The sequence below is a fragment of the Ferrovibrio terrae genome (genome assembly GCF_943371255.1).
GTDB lineage: Bacteria > Pseudomonadota > Alphaproteobacteria > Ferrovibrionales > Ferrovibrionaceae > Ferrovibrio > Ferrovibrio terrae_B.
This window is the reverse complement of record NZ_CALRUC010000024.1, coordinates 1-26,387: the sequence shown is the minus strand read 5'-3', so window position 1 is coordinate 26,387 and position 26,387 is coordinate 1. Positions and strand designations below refer to the sequence as shown.

The 26,387-nt window shown below is 56.6% G+C and carries 23 protein-coding genes; 3 read left to right on the top strand and 20 right to left on the bottom strand.

What is annotated here, in order from left to right; all coding sequences use genetic code 11:
* Positions 1–34: 34 nt before the first annotated feature.
* The 6 genes from AAG799_RS07735 to AAG799_RS07710 form a co-directional block, all read right to left on the bottom strand.
* Positions 35–1,069, bottom strand: coding sequence for a kinase (locus AAG799_RS07735; protein ID WP_341895239.1), 1,035 nt, complete (start codon positions 1,067–1,069; stop codon positions 35–37).
* Positions 1,066–1,803, bottom strand: coding sequence for a sugar phosphate nucleotidyltransferase (locus AAG799_RS07730; RefSeq protein ID WP_341895238.1), 738 nt, complete (start codon positions 1,801–1,803; stop codon positions 1,066–1,068). The genes AAG799_RS07735 and AAG799_RS07730 overlap by 4 nt, the downstream gene beginning before the upstream one ends.
* A gap of 2 nt (positions 1,804–1,805) precedes the next feature.
* On the bottom strand, positions 1,806–2,792 hold the full coding sequence (locus tag AAG799_RS07725) for an aldo/keto reductase (protein WP_341895237.1): 987 nt from the start codon (positions 2,790–2,792) through the stop codon (positions 1,806–1,808).
* The gene (locus AAG799_RS07720) at positions 2,792–4,777 is read right to left on the bottom strand and encodes a radical SAM protein (RefSeq protein WP_341895236.1); all 1,986 of its coding nucleotides are present in this window, start codon (positions 4,775–4,777) and stop codon (positions 2,792–2,794) included. The genes AAG799_RS07725 and AAG799_RS07720 overlap by 1 nt, the downstream gene beginning before the upstream one ends.
* Positions 4,778–4,843: 66 nt before the next feature.
* Positions 4,844–6,184 (bottom strand): hypothetical protein, encoded by a 1,341-nt coding sequence (locus tag AAG799_RS07715; protein ID WP_341895235.1) that lies wholly within the window; start codon positions 6,182–6,184, stop codon positions 4,844–4,846.
* A 39-nt stretch (positions 6,185–6,223) separates the two neighbouring features.
* The gene (locus AAG799_RS07710) at positions 6,224–7,150 is read right to left on the bottom strand and encodes a class I SAM-dependent methyltransferase (protein ID WP_341895234.1); all 927 of its coding nucleotides are present in this window, start codon (positions 7,148–7,150) and stop codon (positions 6,224–6,226) included.
* Positions 7,151–7,301: 151 nt separating this feature from the next.
* On the opposite strand from AAG799_RS07710, the gene AAG799_RS07705 reads away from it, so the two are divergent.
* Positions 7,302–8,231, top strand: coding sequence for a glycosyltransferase (locus tag AAG799_RS07705; protein WP_341895233.1), 930 nt, complete (start codon positions 7,302–7,304; stop codon positions 8,229–8,231).
* Between the two features lie 23 nt (positions 8,232–8,254).
* Here AAG799_RS07705 and AAG799_RS07700 read toward each other — a convergent pair whose 3' ends face one another.
* Both AAG799_RS07700 and rfbC read right to left on the bottom strand, forming a co-directional pair.
* On the bottom strand, positions 8,255–9,007 hold the full coding sequence (locus AAG799_RS07700; protein ID WP_341895232.1) for an ABC transporter ATP-binding protein: 753 nt from the start codon (positions 9,005–9,007) through the stop codon (positions 8,255–8,257).
* A gap of 23 nt (positions 9,008–9,030) precedes the next feature.
* Entirely contained in the window at positions 9,031–9,540 is a 510-nt protein-coding gene (gene rfbC, locus AAG799_RS07695; RefSeq protein WP_341895231.1) for a dTDP-4-dehydrorhamnose 3,5-epimerase, read from the bottom strand.
* A gap of 170 nt (positions 9,541–9,710) precedes the next feature.
* Between rfbC and AAG799_RS07690 the strand changes: the two genes are divergently transcribed.
* Entirely contained in the window at positions 9,711–12,302 is a 2,592-nt protein-coding gene (locus AAG799_RS07690) for a hypothetical protein (protein ID WP_341895230.1), read from the top strand.
* 34 nt (positions 12,303–12,336) lie between these two features.
* Here AAG799_RS07690 and AAG799_RS07685 read toward each other — a convergent pair whose 3' ends face one another.
* The 10 genes from AAG799_RS07685 to AAG799_RS07640 form a co-directional block, all read right to left on the bottom strand.
* A complete protein-coding gene (locus AAG799_RS07685) occupies positions 12,337–15,048 on the bottom strand; it encodes a hypothetical protein (protein WP_341895229.1) in 2,712 nt (903 codons plus the stop codon).
* 19 nt (positions 15,049–15,067) lie between these two features.
* A complete protein-coding gene (locus AAG799_RS07680; RefSeq protein WP_341895228.1) occupies positions 15,068–15,922 on the bottom strand; it encodes an ABC transporter permease in 855 nt (284 codons plus the stop codon).
* Positions 15,919–16,632, bottom strand: coding sequence for a phytanoyl-CoA dioxygenase family protein (locus AAG799_RS07675; protein ID WP_341895227.1), 714 nt, complete (start codon positions 16,630–16,632; stop codon positions 15,919–15,921). The genes AAG799_RS07680 and AAG799_RS07675 overlap by 4 nt, the downstream gene beginning before the upstream one ends.
* A 59-nt stretch (positions 16,633–16,691) precedes the next feature.
* Positions 16,692–17,228: an NUDIX hydrolase gene (locus AAG799_RS07670; RefSeq protein WP_341895226.1), complete on the bottom strand. Its 537-nt coding sequence runs from the start codon at positions 17,226–17,228 to the stop codon at positions 16,692–16,694.
* Positions 17,228–18,196 carry an NAD-dependent epimerase/dehydratase family protein gene (locus AAG799_RS07665; RefSeq protein ID WP_341895225.1) on the bottom strand — a complete coding sequence of 323 codons (969 nt, stop codon included), beginning with the start codon at positions 18,194–18,196 and terminating at the stop codon, positions 17,228–17,230. Before AAG799_RS07665 ends, AAG799_RS07670 begins: the two co-directional genes overlap by 1 nt.
* A 6-nt stretch (positions 18,197–18,202) precedes the next feature.
* Entirely contained in the window at positions 18,203–19,072 is an 870-nt protein-coding gene (locus AAG799_RS07660) for a hypothetical protein (RefSeq protein WP_341895224.1), read from the bottom strand.
* Positions 19,056–19,838, bottom strand: a complete 783-nt coding sequence (locus tag AAG799_RS07655; protein WP_341895223.1) for a 1-deoxy-D-xylulose-5-phosphate synthase N-terminal domain-containing protein — start codon at positions 19,836–19,838, stop codon at positions 19,056–19,058. Before AAG799_RS07655 ends, AAG799_RS07660 begins: the two co-directional genes overlap by 17 nt.
* Complete coding sequence (locus AAG799_RS07650) at positions 19,838–20,593, bottom strand: crotonobetainyl-CoA--carnitine CoA-transferase (protein WP_341895222.1); 756 nt, start codon at positions 20,591–20,593, stop codon at positions 19,838–19,840. The genes AAG799_RS07655 and AAG799_RS07650 overlap by 1 nt, the downstream gene beginning before the upstream one ends.
* Positions 20,594–20,684: 91 nt before the next feature.
* On the bottom strand, positions 20,685–21,671 hold the full coding sequence (locus AAG799_RS07645; RefSeq protein WP_341895221.1) for an NAD(P)-dependent oxidoreductase: 987 nt from the start codon (positions 21,669–21,671) through the stop codon (positions 20,685–20,687).
* Positions 21,668–22,681, bottom strand: a complete 1,014-nt coding sequence (locus tag AAG799_RS07640) for a GDP-mannose 4,6-dehydratase (protein ID WP_341895220.1) — start codon at positions 22,679–22,681, stop codon at positions 21,668–21,670. Before AAG799_RS07640 ends, AAG799_RS07645 begins: the two co-directional genes overlap by 4 nt.
* Positions 22,682–22,849: 168 nt before the next feature.
* Here AAG799_RS07640 and AAG799_RS07635 point away from each other — a divergent pair, with 168 nt between their 5' ends.
* Positions 22,850–23,746, top strand: a complete 897-nt coding sequence (locus AAG799_RS07635) for a glycosyltransferase (protein WP_341895219.1) — start codon at positions 22,850–22,852, stop codon at positions 23,744–23,746.
* Between the two features lie 23 nt (positions 23,747–23,769).
* Here AAG799_RS07635 and AAG799_RS07630 read toward each other — a convergent pair whose 3' ends face one another.
* Both AAG799_RS07630 and cysC read right to left on the bottom strand, forming a co-directional pair.
* On the bottom strand, positions 23,770–24,762 hold the full coding sequence (locus AAG799_RS07630; protein ID WP_341895218.1) for a glycosyltransferase family 2 protein: 993 nt from the start codon (positions 24,760–24,762) through the stop codon (positions 23,770–23,772).
* A 23-nt stretch (positions 24,763–24,785) separates the two neighbouring features.
* Positions 24,786–26,387: adenylyl-sulfate kinase (cysC, locus tag AAG799_RS07625; RefSeq protein ID WP_341895217.1), on the bottom strand; the 1,602-nt coding region annotated here is incomplete at its 5' end.

Here is a 26,387-nt window from a genome sequence, read left to right as displayed (position 1 = left end):
TCATGATGAAAGACATGAAATATTCAGCACTGATTCAGTTCAGGATTTTTGTGAAACGATCTTCAGTGTAGCCAGTGTTGTATGGATCTGGATTATAGAAAATAATCTGACTACCTGAATTTTCAAAGGCAATCGGTACTTGGAGAAATTTATCCAATGCGGCGGTTACAGCTTGGCGCTGCTCAGGCTCGATATAGAAAAGTATAAAACCACCACCGCCTGCCCCCAGTAACTTTCCGCCTACAGCACCGGCTTGCCGGGCTTTGTTGTAAATATCGTCAATGAATGCTGATGAAATTCGGTCGGCCAGGCTGCGCTTAAGCATCCAGCCTTCATGCAACAAGCGCCCAAAATCCGAGAGAGGGCCGTTGCTGTTGAGAATGTCGGCAGCTTCATTCACCATCTCGCGAATTGCGCGCATCTCATGCTGTCTGTCCGGGATTGAGCGGATTTGTTCCCCAGCAACCTCCGATGCGATACGGGAAATGCCAGTGTAAAACAGGACCAGTCGATCCTGCAGATCCGTCAGACGCGCAGGCCGAACGGCGAGAGGCGTAACGGAGAATTCGCCACTGGTTTGTATGTCGATGCGATTAAATCCACCATACGCCGCGGCAATCTGGTCCTGGACGCCGACATTCTCCGTGAGTTTTTTTTGCTCCAGATGGATCGCCATTTTCGCGAGTTCTTCCTTGCCAATCATCCTGCCCTTCATGGCATGTAGCGCGTGCAGGATGCCGACAGTGAAGGAAGATGACGAGCCAAGGCCGGTTCGCGCCGGCAAGTCGCCATCATAATGAATCTCGACCCCTTCGTGCATGTCCATGAGTTGAAGCGCAGTTCGCACCACGGGATGCTTGATGTGATCATTGTTATCAACTGTCTCGACTGTGCCCCAGACGATACGGCTTTTATGCTCGAAGAAAGGCGGTAAGTATCTGACAGTCAGATAGCAGTAACGATTGATGGTCGTCGATATAACGGCCCCGCCATTTTGTTGGAACCAAGTTGGGTAGTCGGTTCCGCCACCAAAGAAAGACACCCTAAATGGTGTTCTGCAGATAATCATAACACACCTTCACTATTCAGAATTTCGCCAGCGCTTTGATAGGATTCTGGCGTGCCTATGTCGACGAGCCGCCCTTTTCCAGCCAGGCCATAAAGTCGTCCGGTTAAGCAAAGTCCCGGCAGAACATCTTTCTCAAGAGACATCGTGCCGTTTCTTTCTGGGAGCGATGCCAGAAAGTCACGGCTTACGAAGTAAATGCCGGCATTCACAATTGCCCCAGCCGGTTCACTTTGCGGTTTTTCGCGAAAGCTGAGCACCCGGCCGTCGGAGTCCAGGTTTACTTCACCAAATCGGCGACCGTCAGGCGCATAGGCCAGGGCCATCGTAATGACGCCGTTGTTAGCGGCATGAAGGGCGTAGAGTGCAGCAAGGTCGGCATTGAAAAAAGAATCGCCGTTAAGAACGAGTAGCGTGCTGGTCCGAACGTTGTTTACTGCGAGGCGCAGGGCACCGGCAGTGCCTAATGGTTGATCCTCACGCGAGAGGACCAGCTCAAGCTGATCAGAAAAAGGGGCAGTGGCTGCCGCGACATCTTCGGATTGATAGCCGACAGCTAAAATGACCCTGCGCGCCCCGTATGCAATAAGCCAATGCAGCAGTCGGCCAATAAATGGCTTGCCGTCAACGTTGGCTGCAACCTTCTGGTGCTCGCCTATAACCGAACGCAAGCGTGTGCCAAACCCGCCAGCAAGAACCACGCAATCCGTGTCGGTGAGCAGAGTTGGCATCGGCATGACTAACTGGCGCGCTTTCCGGCAACATCATGATTGGGTGTCGATTCATCATTGTAGCTGTCGGCGATGGCCGCCATGACGGAGGCGGGGAAGTCGTCAAGCTCTCCGCATGCGGCATTCTCCACGGCCTGCTCCGGAGATAGTATTCCGGGAATGGTCGTCGCCACACCCGGGCAGGACAGGGCAAATCGCAACGCGAAAGGGGTTGCGGATTTTCCTGGCTGCCATCCAGCTGCAGTCAACAGATGTTGCGCATCATTGGCCCACCGCACCAGATGCTGGCGTGACCAACGCGAGCGATGATCATCCGGGCCGAACTCCTCGTTGCCGGTGAGTTGGCCAGTCAGGAAGCCAAAATGAAGTGGGGTGCGAGCTATGATGCCGGCACCACCAGTCATGGCAGCATCAAGCAAGCCACCTTCAAAGCTGCGACGATCCATCATGCTCAGATTGGCTTGAATCACCTTTAGGCCGTGATCCTGAATTATCGGCACGCCATCTGCGGGTAGCTTCACACTGGCGCCTACAAGGCGCAGTTTGCCTTCGCGGCGCAAGTCATCCAGCGTAGACAGCGTTTCCGGATGCTGGCGCAAATATTCCGGAGACGCATCATGCAGCTGAAGGATGTCAATGTAATCCGTACGCAGGCGTTGCAGACTGTCTTCCACGGACTGTCGAATGGCAGCGGGAGAGAAGTCCGCGCGTCTGTTAAAGTCGCTATATCCCACCTTGGTGGCAATGACAATGCGATCCCTGTGGCCGGTAAAAGCCTGCCCAATCAGCGCTTCGCTATGTCCCAGTCCATAGAGTGGCGCGGTGTCGTAAAGGGTGATGCCATGGTCGAATGCGGCGGCCAAAGCCCTTCTCGATACGGCGTCATCCGTTCGGCCATAGCTGAGGCCATCTTTGACTTTGCCACCAATGCCCCATGCGCCAAAACCAACGACCGAAACCTTAAGTCCGGTTGCGCCGATCTCCCGGTAGCGCATCAGAAATGGCCTGCCAGCTGCATCTCCACAATCTGGTTGGTGTAGAGATATGCGCCTTTCTTGTTGCCCCACCAGACAACCTCACGGCACCAGTCGCTCAGGCTGGCGTAATGAGCCTTGGCGCGCGAAACCTGTACAGTCAGTGGTTTTCTGATCAAACGGGGCGCCGCACCCTGGCGTGCGTCTGTCCAGAAGGTCAGGACGTCGGCAGAAAGCGTCAGTGTTGCATCATCGGTTATAAAGGGCTGTTTGAGCAGAGCATGATTGAGCTGGACAGCGTTTTCCAAAGCATCTGCAGGTAAATCGGCGCCTTGCTGGGCGGCCAGTTGTTTCATCAGCGCGCAGCTTTCCTGATAGAAGCGGCCAAACTGATTGCGAACGGTTAGGTCAATGAATTTGTATTCATCGGCTGGCCAATAGATCCCGAGCCATTCTTCTGAGTACGTGTATTCTGCGCCACCGCGCTGGATCGATGCTGCTTCAGACAAGAAGAAATCACGGATATCGGCAAGTAACGGATAATTACGCGCATCGACCCCCATGAAGGTTTCGATCATGGTTCGATAGCGGATACCCGTGGTTTCATGGATCAGAATCAGCGGAATTTGGAACAACTTATCAAAATGCAGGAAGGCAGTCATCCATGCTGCCGCGCGCACGCGGCGCCAGTCTTCACGCGGCATCGAGCCGGTTGCCACCACCAGCTGTTGAATTTCAGGTACATCATCATCCAGCTCGACGCGGCTGCCGTGAATATTGATGATCTCGCTTTCCACCAGTTCGAGGCCATGCTCGCGAATATATTCCGGATTCGCCATTTCGGCATTGGGCAGGATGGAAAGGTCGTTGAACTGTACCCGATTATGCTGCCCTGAATTGATCAGCAGATCGATGCCGTCCATGAAGGAATCATAGGTCTCGCCGGGCAGGCCGATAATCAGATCCGAGAAGGTCTCGACGCCATCTCGTGCAAAGCGACGCTGAAGTTCCAGATAGGTTTCCAGAGAAATATTGTCGCGCTTGATGTTCTTGAGGACATCGCCGCTCAAGGTCTGCATCGACAGCGCGACACCCTTGTTTAGACCGGCATCCGAGAGAATCTTCTGCGTGCGATAGGCTTTCTCGGTTGCATTCTTGGTATTCTGCACCGACAAAGCCTTAGGATAGCCGCTCTCCTGCTTCAGCTTGCCGACATACTCGGCCAGAGTTGCGTCACGACTCAGCATGCCGAAATTGGCATCGCAACAGAAAATGAACTCGATCCGGTTCTGCGAGAACCATTCCGCTTCCCGCAGCAGGCGGTCCATTTCGAATTTCGTCACCTTGGCCGCAGTGGCAGACCCCCAGTCGCAATACGTGCACTGGAACGGGCAGCCACGATTGGTCTCCCATAGTCCGATCCATGTCTCATCCGGGTTGGCCGCCATCAGAGGGTCGAAAACGCCGTCGAGGAAAGGCGAGGGGACTTCATCTAGGTTTTTAATGCGCGGAGGCTTGAGAGTCTGGATGAACTTGCCGTCAGCAGAAATAAAGCTGACTCCCGGGATATCCTGCCAGGGCCGGGCCGGCAGTGCCTCGAGCAGGGCCAGGAATGTTTTTTCGCCCTCGCCATTCACGGCAATGTCGATAAACGGATTTTCTCGCAGGAAGGGCTCCGTTTGGTCCGGCACATGCGGGCCGCCGAAGATGATGAGGGTGTTGGGCTGTGCAGCCTTCAGTCGCCGGGCGATTTCCAGGGAAATGCGCGCATTCCAGACATAAATGCTAAAGCCGGCCACATCGCAGCCCAGAAGCCCGCTTACTGCATCGCGGACCGGCATGCGTTTGTACACCGGCAGCAGGAACTCGTAGTCCTCCGGTTTGGCCGAGTGACGTCGCACATACCCTTCCAGGCAGCCCACCGAGTAGGGCAGATAGCTCTGACCGGAAAAGCTGTTATTGATCTGGACGAGACCAATTGAAACGCGGCGCGCCGACTGTGCCATATTTCCCAAAAAAACAGTGTGGATTTTGCGGCCCGATGATACCACAAGGTCAGCGTATAAATAAGTTTATAGGCTGGGCTTGCTCTTATCTAAAGTGCACCATCGCGTCCACACGGCACGATAGAGCCGTTCCAATTGGGCGGCCTTCCGTGGGCCATTGCAGAGCATAGCCTGGAGACGGTCGCGAAAATGCCCCTGCCGCAGGTCATTCCGGATGGCCTGCCGGTCGCGGGCCAGGGCAAGGCTGAGCTGGACATAATCGGCCCTGTCGCGAGCGATCCAGCCCGGCCGGCCGGCCGCGGACAATATGGCAGCTGACCAGCGTCCGACCATGCTGTCGGTTGGCAGGGTTACCACCGGGACGCCCATCCAAAGAGATTCAAAGGTTGTCGTTGAGCCGGAAAATGGGAACGAGTCAAGAACGATATCGATATCTTGATAAATATCCAGCGGATTCCCATCGGTACGGCCGCGGAAATCCAGCTGCGCCGGATATACGCCCTGGCGGGCAAAGGCGGTGGACAGACTTTCGCGGCAGTCCGGCATCGCATAGGCATCGCGATGCCGGAACAGCAGCCGGGCCTGGGGCAGTGTCCGCAGGATCTCGGCCCAGGTGGCAATGACCGATTCGGTCAGTTTTGCCGGGCTGTTCAGATTCGCAAAAACAAGGGGGGCGTCGGCCGATCGTTCTGGCACAAGCCTGGCGGGCAGGGGCGCCATATACATCAAGCTGGGCAAACGCAGGAGCCGTTCGGTGAAGCGCTCGGTGCCATGCGGCGGGCATAAAAACCGATCGGTGAGCAGATAGTCCATAGCCGCCAGACCGCTCGTTGCCGCATCGTGATAGCTGATCTGGATCGGCGCCGGCCGGTGGGCTGCAACCGTCAGGCGGTTATGGTCGAGGTGGCCGGCAAGCACAATCAGAATATCGATGCGTTCCGCGGCAATCAGGGCCGCGACTTCGGTATCACTGCGATCAGTCGTTCGTATCCAGCGATCCGCAGAATCCAGCAGATTGCGACCGAATGTATCTGGTTCTTCAACCTCAGCAAAACAGACGGTCTCAAAAGCCTCGCGATTGCGATGCAACAATACGGGGGCCAGGTTACGGCCGACCGGATGATCGGCAAAATTGCAGGACAGATACCCGATTCTGAGTCTCCGATCCGGAAGAACTGGAGATCCATCAAAGAGATTCTGGTGCAAGAGCGGGGTATGAAGTCGGGCGAATTTGAGGTGCTCCTCGAAGCGTTCGGCACTGCCCCAACGAGATGAGTAAAGGATTGCCAGCAGGAAATCCCGGTAAGCCGCAATATTGTCGGGCGCGAGATCAAGGGCTTCGCGATAGCAGGCAATGGCATCATCGATACAGCCTGCATCGCGAAGCTTCTGGCCCTTGCTATGCAAGACGGCTGCACGAGTTTGAAGATCCTGGTGGCCCAACGGTCAGCGCTTCGGGCGCCAGATCAACAGCGAGTATCCCTCGTGATACAGGCTGCCGAAGCCAAGCCGCTTCTGTTTGAGGATTTCCACCCGGCCTTCTGCCTCGAGCCGGCGGATGGCCGAGTAGTAGCCGTTCAGATACTTGCGTCCGGTGTGGTAGCGGATGGTCAAATGGTCGAAAAGGGAAGTTTCATCATAAAATTCCAGAGCCGGTTCCATGCTCACAACAAGGTCGGGGGCGCGGCTCATAAGCCAATCAAGGAATATGGTGTAGCGTTCGCCGGTTTGCTCCAGAGCGCAGAACGTCATGGCGGTATCGCCAGCGCCGAACCTGAAGTCTGGATCCGGATTGAAAAAATCGAAACGCCGGCCGGTCAGCCTGACATCATGTCGCCTGCCGATATCGTCCATAAGGTCAACGACCGGCTGCGCCCAGTCCAGTCCAATGAGTTCAGCATCGGGCTGTATTTGTGCCAGTGTCACCAGATTAAAGCCACTTCCGCAGCCGAATTCGGCGACGCGTTTCACGTCAGTGAGATAAGTCGCAAATAACCAGCGGCGTAAGACACGGAACCAGTGCGTTTCAAATTGCGGGATGCGCGGTATCGCATAGTCGCCGTTGATGCGAAGCGTAGGTGTTGCGCCCATGAAAGGCGGATCAAGCATCGCAAGATCGCCGCCGCTTTCATAATACCGTCGCGCCAGGTCGCCCCAGGCATCGGTCCAGATGCCATGGCGATGGGCGCCAACCTGGGTAAAACTGTCCAACTTCTTCAGGACGCCAAGAATGACGGCATCGCGTTCGGACTGGTTCAGGCGGCGATAGGAGAAGTCATATTTACCTGCCTCGCCTTCGATAGTGAGACGATCAGAGGGAGCAGCACCAAAAGCAGCCATGAAATCGTCAACTGAAAAGACCGCGTCAAACACTATCCGCCCCTTCATTCATGCTGCTTCTGAGGCTGACCATTCTGCATTCGGGAGCGCCAAGAATGTTCTGTTCAGGGGCAGCAAAAATTGCTTTTTTCAACGCTCGGTCATATACCATACGACAGGTTCTGTCTCCAGCTGGCCGGTATACATGCGCGAACTGATACTTCCTCAGCTAGCTCCGAGGGAGCCCACAGTCAGTGTCGTTACCTACGTGCGCAATGCTTGCGGCACCATATCGAAAGCCCTGGAAAGCATTGTCAACCAGGATTACCCATATCTTCAACTGGTTGTTGTCGATGGGGCATCGACGGATGGAACACGGGATATCATCGCCCGCTATGCGGATCGGATCGCAGTCTTTGTCAGTGAACCAGATAGCGGTCCCCTGGAGGCGGCAACCAAGGGGCTGGCACTGGTAACCGGTGATATCGTCCTCTTTGTCATGGCAGACGATTGGCTCGTAGAGGGGGCCATCCGGCGGCTGGCCGATGAATTCCTCCGCCATCCGACATGCGGCATCGTTTCATTCGGCGCAAGGATCGAGACGCAGGCAGAAGCGGGCGCGCAGATAGTTCTTGAGCGATATGGATACGAGAACAGGCTGGACCTGCGCAATCTGCTCGGCATTCCGTTGACAGCCGCCAGGGCCTGGCGGCGTGAATTAATGGATATAATTGGCGGGCTCGATCCACACTATCCAGCGGCGCATGACCGCGAGTGGTTTATGCGCGCCTGGATCGCAGGGGTGTCGACCGCGGAAATCAACGATATTCTTTACATATACACGCAACATGCCGGATCGACGACGTTGGGTGGAGATCCGAGGCGCATCATTGCGTATCTGGAAGAGCATGTCGGCCTAGCCGGAATGTGGCTGCGATACGTTAGTGGCGAGGAAGCCGCTATGGTCAGAGACTGGCGCCGGCTTCAGTTAAAAGAGGGGTTGTTGATCGCACTGCGCCTTAAAAGCATCGGACTGATCGGGCACTGGCTTGTCCTCGCCTTGGCCCGGGACCCGGCTGCAGCGAGCGATGCTCTGAAATACTGCCTGCGGCGCCTGCTCGGCATGGCTACTTGATGCGGCTGACCCGGCAGTACCCTCTAGGCGTTTACGAGTTGGTGATAGGCCTGCAGTGCGTCCTCGACGGGCCCAAAGAATTGCTTCTCGCCGCGATCAAGAACCAGGCCCTTGTTGCAAATACTGCGAACAAGATCATCTGAATGCGAGGCAAAGACCACCACGCGGGACTGGCTGAGTAAATCTTGCATACGCTGTTGAGCTTTCTTGACAAAGCCCGCGTCGCCGGCTCCGAACACTTCATCAATCAGCAGTATCTCGGGGGCCAGGGCAGTTGCTATGGCAAAGGCCAGCCGCGCCGACATGCCGGCCGAATATATTCGCATGGGCAACCAGATATACTCGCCCAGTTCGGCAAAATCACAAATGGAGTCGATGAGGCCGTCAATCTGGGGCTTGCTGAGGCCGCGTGAGTAGCAGCCAAGGTAAATATTTTCAAACCCGGTGGCATCGCTATCCATGCCCAGGCTTACATCGAACAATGTTGATACTTTCCCGTCTCGAGTCACGGACCCAGAGGTTGGGTGATAAAGGCCGGCGAGCAACCGCAGTAAAGTGCTCTTCCCGGCGCCATTTCGGCCAATAAGTGCAACACGATCACCATCAGAAACTGTAAGACTCAGATCGCTGATCGCTTCGACAACGGCATAACTGCGTGCTTCATGCTTCAGTTTTCCTCCGCTGCCGATCGACAGGGCGAAGTTACGCAAGGAACGCGCCTGAAAATTGTACACCGGCAAGTGCAGAGTCGCGCGGTTGACTTCAATATGTGCCATTGTGATGACCCATCGTCATGAATTTAGTCCAGCGCAAGATCTCGGCGGGAAATGATTGGGGTGACGTTGGGCCACCAGATATTAATGTTCGGGTCATTCCATAAAACTGTAAATTGGCCCGATCGGTTGTACTCGGTTGTCTGCTTGTAATGGAATATCGCTGTTTCTGACAGTACAAGGTGGCCGTTGCCGAACTTCGGTGGAATCAGAACCTGGCGTCGGTTCTTGTCCGACAAGGTAAACGACGTCCACTTCCTGTACTGACTTGAATTGGGGTCCATATTGACGACAACAAGATAAAACTTGCCCAGAAGGCAGGATACAAGTTTAGCCGTCGTTCCATCGCCATGAACGCCCCGTAAGACATGCCGAGTGGAAACGGAGATATCATCCTGCACGAAATCAAAGCTTATGCCAGCGGCCTTGTATAGGCGCTCATTATAGATTTCGATATATTCACCGCGAAAATCTTCAAAGTTTGTTGGCGGCTCAATCAGCAATACGCCATCCAGCGGAGTCGTTTCGACTTTCATGCCTCATCCTTGCCTCTTGGGAGATGCAGTTAACACTACGATGTCGACGATAACCGGCGCGCGGTCAAGGGTCTGTCTGCCATCCCAGCCCCAGACGCATTGTTATTGACGAATCCGGGAGGGCTACGAATACTATCCCGACCCTGGAATTGAGGCTGAAGAATAAAGAAATGCGCCGTTCCCTTGAGATTTCACCTCAATTTTCGTACCGCTTTGACATTGCGGATATCCGAAAGTTTTACGGCGACCTTGAGGCAGCTATGGCTGTCGGGGATTATAACCTTGTCGCCACCTATGCTCCAGCAGGCAGTGAATTGAAGGGCTGCGCCCTTGTCCTGAGTGGCTTGTATGTTTCCGGCCTACCGATTCTTGAGGGCTGCGCGACACTCTCGGATTTCGGTAAACTGTGTCTGGGGTTCGGCCTTTGGTTGTCTGATCGTCATAGCGCGGCGACGGCCACGCTCAGCTTGGTGGAGCGGCGTGGACCGTATGGGCTTGTGGCACAAAAGCTGATGCGGCTGATCGAAACGCAGGACATATCTGTTTTTACCATCAGCGTCACATTGCCGATCTTCACTGCCGAGAGTGAAAAGGCCCGCAGGCCAATTCTCAGGTACGGGCAGTTTCTGGTGAAGCATGTCGGAACGCAGCTTGAAAAGAACGCCTATGATTCTGAATACAAGCCGACAGACCCGCTTGATGAATTCATAAATCGCCTGCCAGCGGAAGAGCGGCCATTGTTTATATGGTCGATGTCGCCCCAGGCGGTTCTTCCCAAAAATTATGAGAAGGTCAAGCTACCGAAGCTGATGTGGTGCCATGATACTGATATTTTTCTCTATCGTGGCTACGACAATTTCAGGCTGAATGACATCAATATAGTGTCGACTTCCCAGGAGCACTTTGAGTTGAGTCGTGCTCTGGGCACGTCAGTCGTCTCCAATATCATGTCGGATACGCTGTGCATGCCTTCAGGCGCTGCACATCTGCCTGAACAGAAGGATATTGATCTTCTTCTTACCGGTTCGACCGTGGTCAGCTTCCATTCGGAGAAGGCTCGATTTACCTATCAGCTTTCGAAGCTGTCTGACGAATTCAATATTGTTGTCATAGACGGCCACCTCCCGGAAGAGACGTATTTAAGCCTGGTAAAGCGCAGCCATTTTGTACCGATTGCGAATCGATATGCCGGAGCCACTTCGCCGCGGTGGCGCGAAGGCCTGTCGGCTGGAGCAATGCTGCTCTATCCGGAAGGAACGCCTTATTCTGAAATCGCGCCTGGAACTTTCTCCTACCGTGCGGCGACAATGGAGGCTGATTTCCGGCATCACCTGCGGATGCGCCGGGATACCGGTCATATGCCTGGTTCTCCCTATAATGCTGCGGAGGTGTTTCCCCGCATTGATGCTGGTCTGGCTTTCCTGCGAGACGCGCGCGAGAAGCAAGTGGAGCGGCAATTCAAGTTTAATACCTTCATGCTGCTGTTGCATGAGACGGAAGCAGGCACAGTTTCGGTGCCGGATGCTCATCGGCGCCTGACCTGGTATGTGCCGCCTGTGGATGGGAAGTTGTGGACTCCGCAAAACGTCAAGCCACGGATGCTGGCGATTGGCGATGCTCTTGTCGAAAGCGATTTTCTTGATGAAAAAGATTATAATAATGCCGCCTTGCTTTATGAGCAGCTCAATCATTTTCCAGGCGTATCGGAAGCAGAACGCGCGCATTGTGAGGCGCGAAAGCAGCTTCTGCTTGAGCAGGGATTAAGCAGATACCCTGATTCCCTGCTGCTGAACTTCAATGCGGCGCATTGGGCATTTATGGATGCGGTTTGTGCGGGGAGGGTTCCGGGGCAGCCGGCTCTATCAGGTTTCCAGTCTGTTATTGACAGGGGCGCACAGCTAACTTTCGATCCCATCTGCTCCGATCTCGGCGTTGCTTATACATTGCTGCATCGGGATGCGGTTTTTCCCTACTATGATTATGGCCAGACATTCGTGAAACAACTGGTCCGCCAGAACACCCCGGGTTACCACCCGCCCGAAGCGCTGGCCGATCTGAAGGATATTGTGCTGGCTGCCGCACATGGGTATCTGGGCTGGGGATGCATTCTTACTGCGCCGGCGGGCAACGAGGATGCAACGCGCCGCGCCATGGAGCATTTTGAACGATCCCTTGCCATCTACGATGACAACCTGCCGCTCAAGCGGTTGAGATTTGAATGTCTGGTGCGGGCTTACCGCCCCAACGGTGATCAGACCATTGCGGCCTCAATCGTTGATAGCTACCTCGATTATGCCGAGAAACTACCTGCGGCGCTGTTGACCGATATTCATCTGGTGTTGCCGTCACTTGATGAAAAGGACGATGCAGATGTGCTTCGGTATCTGCTTTCCGAATGGCATAGATATGAGCGTTCAGTGGGTTTTGCAGAGCCTGAAGATTTGGAGGCTGTGTTACGTAAAGGCACGGTCATTAGGCGGTATGAGCAATATTTCCCGCAAAGCCTTAGGCAAAGTCTCAAGCTGTGGCGCGAGGGTGGCGCAAGTCTCAGGAAAATCGGTCAACCGGATCGGGCTATGGGTCATCCCGTATCGGTGCTGGCTGCAGATCCTGTCATAATGATCCGAAGGCTAGTTGAGCTGGAGGCTGAACTCGCCCAGACCAGGACGGACTTAAGCGCTATCCTGAATTCCCGGAGCTGGAAGTTAACGGGCGCACTGAGGGCGCTACGCGGGGTCATTACGAAAACATTCCGTCATTGACGATTATATGCGCCGGCGCTCGCGCGGTGATGCATTAAGCACTACTGGGGTTAGCTGTCTTTGTCTTGGCCGACATGGTTCCCACTTCGTGGTTACCAAAATGGTCACCCCAGAATTCTAAAGAAATGGGCCGCCATGCAGACAGGGCGGATAGGTCGTTGTTCTCGTCTTGGGCAACCAAGCGCCAGTAACATGCAGTGGGTCCGTTGGAGATTTCTATCAGTGATAGTGGCCCAGATAGCAAAACTGGCGGGATTGCATCCTGCCAGGATAATCCGTCATCACTGTATTGGACAGCAATGTTATCCTGCCGGAAGCGCGACATGATGGACTGTGTCAGGTAGATGCTGCCAACCCGAGCTGGTTGGGCAAATCGTACGCCAACCCAGGCATGGTTTTTGATGCCCAGCCCCCTTTCTTCGGAAAGCCACCAAGTTCCAGGATTCCCGTCTTCCAATCGAGAAGCCGTATCTGCACCGCTGCTCGCGATCCACTCTGCCGGTCGAAGTCGGTAGTGCCGCCCGGCCATCATAGCCAATCGGCGCTTCGTGCGGCGCAATGCGAAATCTCGATCCGTCCGGAAAAGGTATATGGCCTGCCTGAGCGTCGATCGGCCTTTCTGCAGGAACCGCAGGGGCCGGATCGCGAAGAACCGCATCAGGTGAACAAGCCACCTGTGTGAACTCGACTGGATGTGAACGTGCTGATAGGGAATTGGCGGTGGTACCAGGTACAGAGCATCCAAAAATGCAAGGTGCAGCTGTGCAAAGAACTCAAAGCGTAACCATAGGATATGCCAGGTATTTGCCGCGAAGCTGCGCCCGACACGAAGACCGCCGCCGCCGTAATACTGGTAGTGCGAAATACGGTACAGGTTGACAGCGGTAATGCGCAGCCAGCTCAGTGTATATGGCACCGACCGGATCACTTTGCGCTGAGGTTTGCTGTATAGCTGAATCTTGCCGCGGCGGTCACGAACTTCATAACAGTCCTGGAGGCAGGCCTCGCTAGCATAAATGTGCGCGTCGAGCACGCTGGCTCGGCGTGACGCTTCCTGCTGCATGCGATGGCTGACCAGGATGAACCATGCTTTGATGGCGCCACGGAGTCGCAAGCGCAGTTTGAGTCCGCTCAACCCCTGACTGGGACCAGCAAAGGATATCTCAATGTCATTAGCAACGAGGTTTCGGGTCGGACGAGGATGCGAGTGCCTGTCGTTCCGGCCAAGATAATAGGCTACGTATTCCTGGAAAGTATCCGGGCCATTGCAGGGGCACCAATCGTCTTGCAGCCCAATCCAGCGGCGGGTCATGAACGCAGAGGTGTCGTTCGAGAAGCCGGGCTCCCAGAAATCGTGATATTCCTTGAATCTCTCCAGTGACGTACGCAGGCGATAGATATGGTCGGGGAAGAGGCCGACGTACTTTTTCAGCCTTGTGTCCCATCCGGGTTTTGTGAAGCGCTGCTCGTCATTCATGTCGAGCAGGAAATAGGCATGTGGATCACAGGCCTTGAGCGTGTCGTTCTTAGCTTGCCAGAGGTCGTAAAAGTCCTTCGGCTTATCAGTGATAACGGATTTGAGAATGAAGGGGCAGTTCGGGATTTCCCGATCGAGCAGAGCAATCATGGCGTCGTCGCCCTTGTCGATCTTGACGACTACCTCGACGTTGGTCGGGCTATCTATCGACTCGGCGAGGGCATCAAGGAATGCCTTGAAACCCTCCGGCCGGTTTGATTGCATATGGATGGAAACCAGTACGCTGACCGGGAAATCCAGTGGGATCGGCTCCGGGTTGTAGAGGCGCCGCCGCACCGGAATCCGCTCTTCCCGGAAGAGATTGGTTGTATCGGTAAGCTTGGTCGTATCATCCAGCAGCGTAAGTTCCGCCATGCGCTCGCGCTCGATAATGCCTGTACGCGGCACCGAGCTCCGAACATAGTGGATAATGCGTCGCGACTCGCCGCCAACCCAAGTGGTTATATCATATCCTGCGGCGCCATAGAGATTTGCTGTATATCGCCGAGAGAAGACAGTTCGTGCAAAGGCTTCGCTGAAACTACTCCATGACGCAATAATTGCGTCGACAGGGCGGTTGTCAGCCGCAGCCGCGGCGGCTTGGCGACGGTCATTGACGGCATCGGCGAAGTGCGGATTGATGCGTGCCAGGCCACGAGTCACGTGAACGAGTGCGGCAATCAGGTAATCGGGGTCGCCAAGCAAACGCTCGATTGGCAATTGAGGGACCGGGACAGAAAAATCTGCCATATCGCGCTTGGTTTCCCACAGTGCAAGCATGAAGGGCATGTCTTCAGGCGGCGGCGCGCCGCCATTAACCATCTCGGCCAGCGCCAGATAGTCTGTCCAGTCAACATGGTTTGCCGCGGCTGAGGCCAATTCTGCGGCTGTGCTGAAGCGGCGGCTGTATGTTTGCCGCAGTATCTCGATGCGGCGAACGGGGTGGCTTGTAATATTGACGACACCAAAGGCGTTGCTTATGTCCCGCGTTGCGCTGGCTTTCTGCCATAGCGTATTGACGTCCGTGCTGGCGATGCTGCCGCGTAGCGGTTTACCCCACTCGGACATTGCAGCCAGAATGTCAGTCATCGCTAATTGTTCGATTGGGGCGGCAGTGCCAGGCAATACTGAACCGGCGTGACACGAGATGAACTCGTGACGTGACAGGGCTTCAGCGATCCAAGTCGCATCAATGCCATCGTAACACGAGAAGAAGAAATTCTGCGACATTTGCCTGCTTTCGAGCCGTTCAGAGCCAGTAGATCAGGCGATGCTTGCTGTGGCGCAGCAGCACGAAGGCCGCGAGACTGCCGATCAGAAACATAAGGCTGCAAACCAGCCAGGAAATGGGATGAGGTGCGCCGCCAAGCAGTGGAGATCTGACGATTTCAATAAGATGCGCAACTGGGTTGTAGGTGGCAATGAATCCGCGCCCTCCCAGCATTTCGACATTCCACATAATTGGGGTCACCAGAAAAATAAATGTCATCATGGCGCCAGCCAAGGGTTCAACATCACGGTATCGTGCGCCGATAATACCCATGCATATGGAAATCCATATGCCATTCAGCATCACTAAAATGAAGCCTGGAATGGCCAATAGTGTCCAGCCAGAAATCGTCACGCCAGTAAACAGCGCGACCAGGACAAAAAACACAAAGTTATGAAAGAAGAGGAACGCGGAGCGAGTCACCAGGCGGAAGGCATGAATAGTCTTGGGCAGTGGTATATTTTTTTGAATTGATGCGGCTGATCCACCCGTGAAGACTTGGCACCCCTCAGTGAGATAAGAGGCGATCATCATCCATACGATGAAGCCAGAGACAAGATAGGGGAAAAATTCGCGTAGTTGCATCTTGAAGATGACCGACCAGACAAACGCCATGGCACCGAGAGCAAGGCCATTGCCGATGACAAGCCACCACGGTCCGAGCATGGTTCGCCGATAGCGACCGCGAATATCATTGATGGCAAGTTCGATCCAAAACCGGCGGCCGCGCACTGCTTCCACCACATCCAGTATGACTTCGCCGCTCGTGGCCATGCTGGACAGGCGATATCGCAACTTCTCCAGCGGCGACATCACTTCACTTTGCTCGGTCATGCTTGACCCTCGCGCCGTTGCTCAAGCGGTACGTGTACCATCTCGCCAGCCTCGATATCAAAATAGTCTTTACCGGGGAGTGCATCCCCCGGCATGACTGCCCGATATTCAAAAGAGCGGCGCCGGACGCTGCCATCAGGCCCGCGCGTAGTGCGATGAGGTGTGTGGTCCCCGAATACCAGGGCATCGCCAAAATCGAGCGGGAAGGAAACGGTATTTTCGAACTCACGATTAATGCCAGCGCCATGATCTTCCATCGTCACGTGCTCGAATTCCGGAAAATCGCCAACGGCAAATTCTAGGCTGGAAGCCTCCGTAGGCTTGTATTCCAGGGGTACGAAGCAGGTGACCAGTTGCCTGTGCACGCGTGCCATGCGGCGCACATAGCCGATATCCTGATGCCATGGCACCAGATGGGCTTGCTCGGTGATGTGTCGGATCATGACCGGATAGAGCAGCCAGGTGAAAGGTCGCATCCGTTCGATCAGGGTGGGCGAAGCATTTCGCCACACGTCGTACCAGATTGGGTCGGCACGAAATGCGTCGGTTGACGCGCCAATCCGCAACCTTTGCCGCTCGGTGTCGTTTTTGACCTGGGTCTGGCGATCATGCTCTACGGCGTCGAAATGCGCACGGACCTGCCTAAGCGTTGCCACATCGAACATGCCGCGCATGTGATGGACAAAATTCCGAGCTTTCGTTTCAAGCATCACGACTGTTCCTGAGCAAGCAAATGCAGATCGAGGTAACCCGCAAACCAAGAATACTGCTACGAATCCGTCATTGTCGCCAGCATGATGGCGGCCAGGTCGGCAACCACACCGAACTCTCCAGCCTTGACGGCCGCGGCCATGGCCGGGACGGGGAATAGTTCGACCTGGATATCCTCCAGGTCGCCCGAAGCCGGCGCCGCAGTGAGTCGACATTGCCTAGCCCCGAAATAATAAACGGTCGCTCCACCCTGGTTGGCATGCGTCTTAAAGCGCCCCAGGGACCGCCAATCCCCACTGGAATACCCGGTTTCTTCCAGCAGTTCCCGCTGCGCCGCCACCAGCGGGTCTTCACCATCCTCGATCTGGCCACCGGGCAGGGTCAGGGTTTCCTTGCGCAGGCCATGCTTGTACTGCCGTTCACAGATCACCCGGCCATCCGCCGTCTGGGCGAAAATGATCGCGAAGTCTTTCATGTCAAACTGTTCGTAATCGTCGACGATGCGGCCATCGGGTAGTTCGACGGTTTCCCGATACAGCGTGATGCGGGGGGTGCTGTAGAGCAGTTTCCGGTCCCGGACACGCCAGGTTTTCATCACGCCCGGCCCCGCAACCACTGCACGGTCTGCTGCAGACCGTCTGCCAGGGGAATGGTCGGGCTGAAACCCAGTTCGCTGCGTGCCTTCGTAATGTCGATCAGGCGAACCGGGATGGCGGTTGGCTTACTGGCGTCAAAACGGACGTCGGCATCGCGGTGGCCGCTGGCGGCCAGCACTAGATCAACCAGCCTGCGTACCGTAACGCCTTCACCCAGCGCGATGTTAACCGGATCGCAGTTGCGGCCATATTCAAGCGCCAGCAGGCAGCCGCGCACGAAATCATGCACATGCAAGATGTCACGGATTTCGTTGCCGCTGCCCCAGACAAGGAAGGGGGACTCGCGCAGTTCGGCGCGATGGATCAGCGCAGCTATGACATGCGAAGACTTCGGATCGAAGTTGTCGCGCGGTCCGTAGATTGCGCCGGGACGGACGATGCACATATGCATCCCCGACTGCTCGCTGACATGCCGGGCCAGTTGCTCGATATAACGCCGCATGTGGCCGTAGCCGCTATAGGCAGGGTGGACCGGGCCCGACAGGAACTGGTCTTCGCGCACCGGTGTGTCGCTGGCGGGATAGCCGGTGCTGCTACTGAAAGCCAGCATGCGCCGGACACCGGAGCGCCAGGCGGCCTCCAGCAGCATGAGGGTCAGATGCAGATTCTCATTGATGCCACGCAGGTTATCCTGCGCGGAGACCCCGGCGGCACCAACCGATCCCGCGGCATGGATGACAGTATCGATGCCGTCCATAACTTTGAGGCAGTCTCCGCTGCGGCTAAGATCGGCCTCAACATACTCGATGCCGGGCGTGTCGATGGCGATAGGGCGAATATGCAGCGGTACGCGGACCTGTGCACCGGCAGCAAGCAGCGCTTCGGCGAAATGACTGCCGACAAAGCCTGTTCCTCCTGCCACCAGGCAGCGACGGCCTGCGAAGAATCCTGAGGGCGGCTGAGTCATGGCATATCAGTTCGACCGGATCACCCGCTCAACAGCCTGCCGGATGCCAGCGGGATCGAGACCGATCTTCTTGCGGATGTCGTGCACGGTGCCATACCAGGCGCAGAACACATCAGGCAGGCCGTGATACCAGGTGCGGAGCCCCGGCACTTCGTTAATGGCTTCCTGCAAGCCGAAGGCATCATGGACCACCAGGATGCGAGTATCGCTGAAACGCTCGACTAGTTCCCGGTCGATCGGCTTCAGGGTATGGAAATACACCACATTCACATCAAGATCGCGGCAGGCTTCCAGCACGTTGGGCAGGATCGGGCCGGCGGTCATCACCGTCACGCCGGCATTGCCCTGCTTGAACAGAGTCCCCTTACCGAATTCTAGATTGGTCTCGATATCATGCGGATGGTCGGACAGGCGGAAATATGTCGCCGATCCGGCGGCATACCGGCTGCGGATCAGGGCGTCGACCTCCTTGCGCGAGCCAGGCTGGAATACTTCCATATGCGGGAGCAGGCGCAGGATCGCCAGATCGGTATAGCAGTGATGTGTCGAACCGTCCCAGGCGTAGTCAAAGGAGGCACCGCAGGTGACGATGGAGGCTGGGAACTGATTGTAGCACAGGTCGAGCTTGATCTGCTCGTAGCTGCGTTCGGTCAGAAACGGTGCGATGGTATGCACGAATGGCCGCAGACCGGCAGCCGACATGCCGGCTGCCACGCTGATCAGGGTGTTTTCGCAGATTCCCATATTGTAGAATCGCTCGGGCTGGCGATCCTGAAAATCCTTGAACATATAGACGCTCACGTCGCCGAGAATTACGGCAATGCGCGGATCATTGATCGCCAGATCGCTAACGGTGGTCTTAAACTGCCGGCGCATGCAGCTCCTCCATGAGCTTGCCCAACTCTTCGGCATTGGGCGACCTGCGATGCCACTCATACATGTTGTCGACGAGCGTCCGGCAGCCATAGCCCTTCACGCTGTCGGCCACAATGACACGTACGCGATCGGACTGTCGCGCCAGTGCGGTCCTCAAGGCCGGCAGGTCGTGGCCGTCGATCATTTCGACGTCACAGCCGAAGCTGCTGAAACGCTCGACAGGCTTATCGAGCGGCATGCAGCGACCCTGCGACTTGTTGTGGTCATAGATGATGGTCAGATTGTTCAGGTTATTGTTGTTGGCAACCATCACGGCTTCCCAGACGGTGCCCTCGTTGGACTCCCCGTCGCCGATCAGCGTGAACACGCGGCTCTTCGAGCCATGAATCTTGCTGCCCAGCGCCATGCCGGTGGCGATGCCAATGCCGTGGCCGAGCGAGCCGGTGGAGGCTTCGACGCCGCGGGCCTTTAGGCGATCGGCATGACAGCCATAGTTCGACATGAAACCGCCAAAGGTCAGCATGTCTTCGGCCAGGAAATAGCCGAAAGACGATAGCACGCCGTAGTAGCCGAGCGATGCATGCCCCTTGCTGAGTACGAATTTGTCGCGCTCGGGCCAGTCAGGCCGTTTCGGGTCGTGCCGCATCACCTCATAGACTGCGACAAGGCATTCGATGATCGAGAAGCTGGTGGGGATATGACCGTGACCACTGGAATGGGATGCCTTCAGGATATTCGCCCTGATGGACTGGCAGCGCGGATCCATTACAGCACCGCGTAGGAGATGCGCGCGGCCATCGGCATGCGTTCAACGCGCAGGTTGTTCAACCCAAGCACTTCGCGCACCGCAATGGTCTCGCCGGGAAAGATATCGTCGCATAACTCGTCGAACACCAGAACGCTGCCCTTCATCAGATGCGGCTTGATCGCTTCCAAGGCCGCCTTGGTTGGTTTGTAGATGTCGAAGTCGAAGATGGCCATCGAAACGACAGTTTCCGGATGCGCCTTCAGATAGGCCGGAATGGTCTCTACTGCATCGCCCTTTACCAGTTCGTATTTGCGCAGATGCGGGATCGGATTCAATGCATCATGCAGGCCAATCAGCTTATCGAGATAGGCTTCGTAGTTCTCGGTGACCGAAAACGAGCCGTCGACGGTTTTGCACAGGTCGCCATCCTCGGCGGCCATGCCCTTGAAACCGGCAAAGGTGTCGAAGCCGATAATCTTGCGGTGGCGGTTGAACGGTTCGAAGATACCGCGCATGGCCGAGAGCAGCGCCAGATTCTGGCCCCAACGGACGCCGAATTCCATGATGACGCCGTGGGTGTTCACGATCTTCTTGTACAATTCATAGAAGAAGAAGAAGCGGGCGAGCGACTTTGAACTGGCGTACAGCCCGATATTGGCGAGCAGTTCGTCGTCAGGCAGCGGCGTTTCCTTCAGGGCTTGGGTCAGGGCCTTCTGGATATCCTTCTCGCTCTGGCTCGACAGAACGATTGCATCATGCTTTTGGGTCTTCATGGGCCTGTTCCAAACCGTGTATGTTCGTCAGAGCAATACAGCGCTTGTATGGCAGCGGGCAACGCCCGAAGAGCGTGTTAGCCCCACCTTTTCAGCGCTGCCAAGTCAGGGCATTGGCGCGCCACCAGTCCACGGTGCGCCGCAGGCCGTCTTCAACACCGATTTCGGGCTGCCAGCCAAGCTGGTCTCGGGCCTTACTGCAGTCCAGGGCGCGAAATCGGCTGGTCGATGGAGCATTTGACTGGAATTGCACGGCTTTTGGCCGGTGCCCGGAATGCCGTAGAATCTCGTCTACCACCTGGCCCACGGTGATGGTGCGGCCCGAGCCAATGTTGAAGATGTCGAAAGGCATCCCGGTTGCCGTCAGCATGGCAACGACCGCACGGCCGAAATCATCAGCATAAATGACATCACGGACGACGTCGGGACTGCCCCAAACCTCGAAAGGGTCCATGCGATCCTGCGCCTTGCGGACCAGCGCGGCAACGAAATGCGAGGTCTGCGGATCGAAGCGGGCGCCAGGGCCGAAGACATTGGCGAGACGGGCGATCAGGATTTCCATTCCCGACTTGTCGTGCCAGAAACGGCAGGCCTTCTCCAGATAGCGCTTGGCCCAAGCGACGCCGAAATAGGCCGGTGACGGATCCAAATCCCAGCGCAAATCCTCTTCACGGATCAAGTCGCTGCTTTCCTGGTAAACGGTGGCGGTACTCACGTACACCACACGTCGGACGCCACAGACATGAAAGGCCTCCAGCATGCGCATATCCATGATGACGTTGTCGGTGACCTGTAGCCAGGGTTCGGTGAGAGCGGAGCGGGCCCCGGCGGTAAAGGCGGCGGCCATCACCGCCATATCGCAGTCCTGCGCCACACGACGGCAGTCTTCGGCATTGGTGAGATCGGCCTTGACATATTCGATGTGTGGATCGTCATAGTGCAGACCGCCGCTACCACGATACGGAACCCTGATGCGGCAATTCTGGTTGGCCAGCAACTGGCGTACCACGGCGCTGCCGGCCAGACCTGTGCCGCCGGCAACGAGGACAGTCGTGTCCTGAGCCATCGTGCCGGTCATCGGTTGGGAAAGATTTCGCCGCTGGCGACGCGGCCGCGCCAGTAGTCCAGCAAATCCGCCATTGTTTTTTCAAACGGGATTTCAGGCTTCCAGCCGGTATGCCGCGAGAACTTCCCGGTATCGGGAACCTGCAGGTCAGCATCGACTGGGCGCAACCGCTCGGGATCGGTTTCGACCCGGATATCCTTGCGCGTAGACAGAGACAGCAGATGTTGCAGCATGTCGCGGACAGAGCAGGAATAGGTGCCGCCGATATTGTAATACTCGCCCGCCATCGGATTGACGGTAACCAGCATGTAATAGGCGCGGACGGCATCGCGCACATCCGCCCATGTGCGCAGGGAGTCGAGATTGCCGGTCTTCAGAATCGGTGGCTGCAGGCCGGCCTCGATCATGGCGATCTGTTTGGCGAATGTAGATTCAGCGAAGACATCGCCGCGGCGCGGGCCTGTATGGGTGAACATACGGGTCGTCATCACCGTCATGCTGTAAGCTTCGGCATAATAGCGGCCGATTAAATCTGTTCCGACTTTGGAGATAGCGTAGGGCGACGCAGGGTGAAACGTGCACTCTTCATTGATTGGCAATTTGTCGTGGCTGACTCGCCCAAAAACCTCGGACGATGCACAGACATGGATAATCGGTCCGGTCGCAGTTAGCTGACTGCGTAGAGCGTCGAGCAAGCGTGCAGTGCCGAGGATATTGGTGTCCAGTGTATCCAGCGGCGACGAGAAACTGGTGGTCGGGTAGCTCTGTGCTGCCAGATGAAACACATAATCCGGCTTGGCCTTTTCCACCATCTCGCGTAGTGAAATGCTATCGCGGAGATCAGCATATATCAGTTGGATGCGGTCCTTGGCGTTTATGCGAGGAACAAGATGACGGATGTTGTCCAGCGGGCTGCGCCATCGGCATTGGCCCCAAATGTCCCAATCCGTGTTATCCAGCAGAAAATCTGCCAGATGGGAACCGACCATCCCCGTGATGCCTGTAATTAAAACGCGCGTCATTTGCGGCCAAATCTTCCTTTTGCACCAGCCGGATGGGCACCAACCACTAGGGGTATTCCAGTCCCCCAGTCAAGAGGGGCGTTTGCCCACGCCGGCTCGTCCCTGGGGCATTCTAAGCCATTGGGCTGATTGTTTTTATGCGGCAGGGTCGGCAAACTGCCACCGGAAATGCCATGCTTCCCGAATGGGCCGGTTGAAATGGTTGAGCCTGCTGCTTTACCTGCTTGTACGCTCGTGATTCGCACGACAGGGCGTCGAGCCCATACCCTATCCCAGGCCATTCGTTCGGCACTTCGTCAGGATATACCGCGAGTGCAAATCGTCGTCGTCGAAGATGGCGGGCGGGCGGCGGAGTCCCTTGTGAAGGGGTTGGCTGGCGAGGCTGCTCAAAACCTGGTGTATCTATCAATCCCTGCTGCAGGACGAAGCCAGGCCGCAAATGCCGGCCTGGCGGCAGCTACTGGAGATTTCATCGGCTTTCTGGATGACGACGACATGTTGTTACCCGGTCACTGCCAGGCCTTGGCCGGGGCTCTGATGGCCGCGCCTGATGCCCCGGCGGCCTTTGCCGGATGGTATGAGGTGGGCCGCGATGCGGAGTTTTCGGATGTACCATCTGCGGCGGCTCAAGACTGGCGGCCAGGCTCCAGACGGCCATTTTCTCGCCCGGCTCTACTGTTGGCCAATCTCTTCCCGATTCAGGCCGTACTATTTCGCCGTGCTGCGGCGCTTCAGGTTGGGGGATTCTCGCCGGAGCTGGAAGCGCTTGAAGATTGGGATTTCTGGCTACGCCTCAGCCAGATCGGAATGTTTGTGTCAGTCGATACCACGACATCCTTATGTCGTGTTGCGCAAGACGCTGTAGAGGCCGCGCAACGGGCAATGGATCATGCCAGCGCCAGAAGAAAAATCCTTGCGCGCTATGCGGACGCCGAATTCACCATGCAAGGTTCTGAAGTCCAGACACTGCATAATGATTTAGCCGCACGCCTTGAAGAGTTTTTCACGTCGGGTGCTTTGGCTGGCGCTCTATGGCGAGGGGTTTTGCGCAACTTCAGGCGCTGAGTGCAACGGGAGATCGCCAGACGCTATGAACGGGCGCGGCTGATGATACCCGGTGCTCGGCGCAGGTAATCCTGCGGCTTCCACGTCAGCCATTCGGCGATATGTAAAGCAGGAGCCGATCGTGCGGTCTGAATAATGTGTCGCTGCCGCCATATAGGCGCAAAACCGCGCAAAGCATCAACAATTCCGCGCCCGACCGGGCGCCACATGCCGGTGGCGAAGGCGCGTAGCCATAGCAGCAGCATCGCAGCCAGATGCAGCGGCAATAGCGGATAAAACAACAGCCCCGGCATGTTCCGCACAAAGCACCAGATCATGTTGCGTGTGCCATGATAGCGGGCGAAGGCGGAGTTTCTGCCGCCACTGGTAATGCTGCCGGCATGACGTACGATGGCAGTGGGAACCTGGATGCAACGGTGCCCCTGCAAGCGCAGTCGAAAGGCAAGGTCGACATCCTCCACATAGCAGAAAAAGCTTTCTTCCAGTCCGCCGGCAGCGCGGTAGATGTCGGTACGATAGAGCGCGGCGGCAGCGCAAGGTGAGAAAACCTCCCCTTCCGGCGGCAGGGCTTTGCGCGGCCAGCCGTGACCGCCGCGCCAGGGAATGCCTAAGGCAAAGTACCGGTCTCCGGCACCATCCAGCAGATCTGGATTGTTCTGGTCGATCTGTGTCGAGCCGAACATCATTGCCTTTGGGTGCCGACCAGTCGCTGCCAGCAACTGCTCAAGCCAGTCGCGATCCGGAATGGCATCGGGATTGAGCAGGGCGAACCACAGGGTGTCGGTTCTACGTGCAGCAAGGTTATTGGCTGCAGCAAAACCGGTATTGGTGGATAGCATGATGAATTCAAAGCGATTGTCACCCTGGAGACAGGCGCGGGCATCGGCAATTGACTGGTCCGAAGAAGCGTTATCGACGATGATGGCTTTGAAACGCGTCTCGGTCTGCGCCGCCAAACCGGTCAGTGTATTGGACAGGTAATGCCCGGCATTGAAATTGACGATCGCGACGGTCACGACAGGCTGCATGATGTCCGCAATCAGACCTTGAAGGTCTGCTCGATGAAATCGCAGAAGCGCGCGGCGGCGGCGTCGGGCGTGGTGCGGCGTGTATCCAGCGTTAGGGCCGGTGTTATCGGTGCTTCGTAGGGCGCACTCACACCGGTAAAATTCGGAATCTCGCCGGCCAGGGCGCGGGCATACAGGCCTTTGCGGTCACGTGCCTGGCAGGTTGCGACGTCGGCCTGTATGTATATCTCGTGAAAATCATGGCCAATGATTTCCCTCGCCATTTCACGCAGAGATATCAGCGGGCTGATTGTCGAGACGATCACGATCAACCCAGCATCAGCCATCAGGCGCGCCACTTCGGCAATGCGGCGGATATTCTCATTGCGATCGGCTGGCGTGAAGCCGAGATCGCGATTCAATCCGGAGCGTAAATTGTCGCCATCCAGCGCGTAAATCTGCATGCCGCGTCGCAGCAGCGTGTGGAGTGTTGCAATGGCAATGGTCGATTTTCCAGCGCCCGACAGGCCGGTGAGCCACAATACGCCGCCGCGGTGACCATTGATCTGCGCGCGTTGAGGTTTTCCGACACCAACATCGAAGGGGAACAGGTTTTCGGTGGTCTCGCCTGCAAAATCGACAATGAAGCCACCGGCGATCTGCGGTCCGCGGATCAATACGCCGCGCCCGGTGCGGGCATTATTCTCATAAAGGTCGAGTGCCAATGGCTTGCGACTGCGCAAAGTCACACGGGCAACGCCATTGCGGTCCACCTGCTTAGCATCGGCGCTGTTTAGCGATTCGACATCCAAAACCTCGGTGATGGCTTCGACTTCAACCTCGCGTTCGGCGGTGCCGAGCTTAAGTGTCAGCCTGTCGCCAGGCTTCAGCGCCTCGCGGTCGAGCCAGAACAGCCGCACTGTAACGCGGGTGGCTTCCCTGGGGCGCTGGTCCGGGGTGCTGGCCAGGGCGCCGCGCTCGACGAAGACATCCTCGTCCAGGGTAAACGCCACGCTTTCACCGGCGACGGCTTCGCTGCGCGGAGTCCGCTTCACATTGCCGTCCCAGAATTCAAGTGTCGCCACAGTTGCCTCGCGGCCACCCGGTGCGAAGCGGATGCGGTCACCGACTTTCAGGTGTCCGCTTTCGATGCGGCCAACGACGATGCGCTTATCCTCATAGCGATACAGATCCTGTATCGGCAGGCGCAACGGCTGTTCGGTCAACTGCGCGCGCGGGGCAAAGGCATCCAGGGCACCGATCAGGGTGGGGCCCTGGTACCAGGCGGTATTCAGGCTGCGGCTGGCGATGTTGTCGCCCTGGCGCGCCGACAGCGGCACGATGGCCTGCACCTCGATGCCGATATCGGCGAGATAGTTGCGTACCGCATCGGCCACGGCCTGGAATTTCACCGGATCATGGTCGATCAGGTCGATCTTGTTGACGGCAACGGCGACCTGGCGGATGCCGAGCAGGTGCAGCAGATAGGCATGGCGGCGGGTCTGTTCGGCCAGGCCTTGCGCCGCATCCACCACCAGGATGGCGGCATCGGCCTGGGCCGCGCCGGTCACCATGTTCTTGAGGAATTCCTTGTGGCCGGGTGCGTCGATGATGACATAGCGGCGACGCTGGGT

Excerpts from the sequence above, each read along its gene's own strand:
- AAG799_RS07735 (WP_341895239.1), bottom strand. The coding sequence starts at position 1,069 with ATGATTATCTGCAGAACACCATTTAGGGTGTCTTTCTTTGGTGGCGGA.
- AAG799_RS07730 (WP_341895238.1), bottom strand. The coding sequence starts at position 1,803 with ATGCCGATGCCAACTCTGCTCACCGACACGGATTGCGTGGTTCTTGCT.
- AAG799_RS07725 (WP_341895237.1), bottom strand. The coding sequence starts at position 2,792 with ATGCGCTACCGGGAGATCGGCGCAACCGGACTTAAGGTTTCGGTCGTT.
- AAG799_RS07720 (WP_341895236.1), bottom strand. The coding sequence starts at position 4,777 with ATGGCACAGTCGGCGCGCCGCGTTTCAATTGGTCTCGTCCAGATCAAT.
- AAG799_RS07705 (WP_341895233.1), top strand. The coding sequence starts at position 7,302 with ATGCGCGAACTGATACTTCCTCAGCTAGCTCCGAGGGAGCCCACAGTC.
- AAG799_RS07700 (WP_341895232.1), bottom strand. The coding sequence starts at position 9,007 with ATGGCACATATTGAAGTCAACCGCGCGACTCTGCACTTGCCGGTGTAC.
- rfbC (WP_341895231.1), bottom strand. The coding sequence starts at position 9,540 with ATGAAAGTCGAAACGACTCCGCTGGATGGCGTATTGCTGATTGAGCCG.
- AAG799_RS07690 (WP_341895230.1), top strand. The coding sequence starts at position 9,711 with ATGCGCCGTTCCCTTGAGATTTCACCTCAATTTTCGTACCGCTTTGAC.
- AAG799_RS07685 (WP_341895229.1), bottom strand. The coding sequence starts at position 15,048 with ATGTCGCAGAATTTCTTCTTCTCGTGTTACGATGGCATTGATGCGACT.
- AAG799_RS07680 (WP_341895228.1), bottom strand. The coding sequence starts at position 15,922 with ATGACCGAGCAAAGTGAAGTGATGTCGCCGCTGGAGAAGTTGCGATAT.
- AAG799_RS07675 (WP_341895227.1), bottom strand. The coding sequence starts at position 16,632 with ATGCTTGAAACGAAAGCTCGGAATTTTGTCCATCACATGCGCGGCATG.
- AAG799_RS07670 (WP_341895226.1), bottom strand. The coding sequence starts at position 17,228 with ATGAAAACCTGGCGTGTCCGGGACCGGAAACTGCTCTACAGCACCCCC.
- AAG799_RS07665 (WP_341895225.1), bottom strand. The coding sequence starts at position 18,196 with ATGACTCAGCCGCCCTCAGGATTCTTCGCAGGCCGTCGCTGCCTGGTG.
- AAG799_RS07660 (WP_341895224.1), bottom strand. The coding sequence starts at position 19,072 with ATGCGCCGGCAGTTTAAGACCACCGTTAGCGATCTGGCGATCAATGAT.
- AAG799_RS07655 (WP_341895223.1), bottom strand. The coding sequence starts at position 19,838 with ATGGATCCGCGCTGCCAGTCCATCAGGGCGAATATCCTGAAGGCATCC.
- AAG799_RS07650 (WP_341895222.1), bottom strand. The coding sequence starts at position 20,593 with ATGAAGACCCAAAAGCATGATGCAATCGTTCTGTCGAGCCAGAGCGAG.
- AAG799_RS07645 (WP_341895221.1), bottom strand. The coding sequence starts at position 21,671 with ATGACCGGCACGATGGCTCAGGACACGACTGTCCTCGTTGCCGGCGGC.
- AAG799_RS07640 (WP_341895220.1), bottom strand. The coding sequence starts at position 22,681 with ATGACGCGCGTTTTAATTACAGGCATCACGGGGATGGTCGGTTCCCAT.
- AAG799_RS07635 (WP_341895219.1), top strand. The coding sequence starts at position 22,850 with ATGCCATGCTTCCCGAATGGGCCGGTTGAAATGGTTGAGCCTGCTGCT.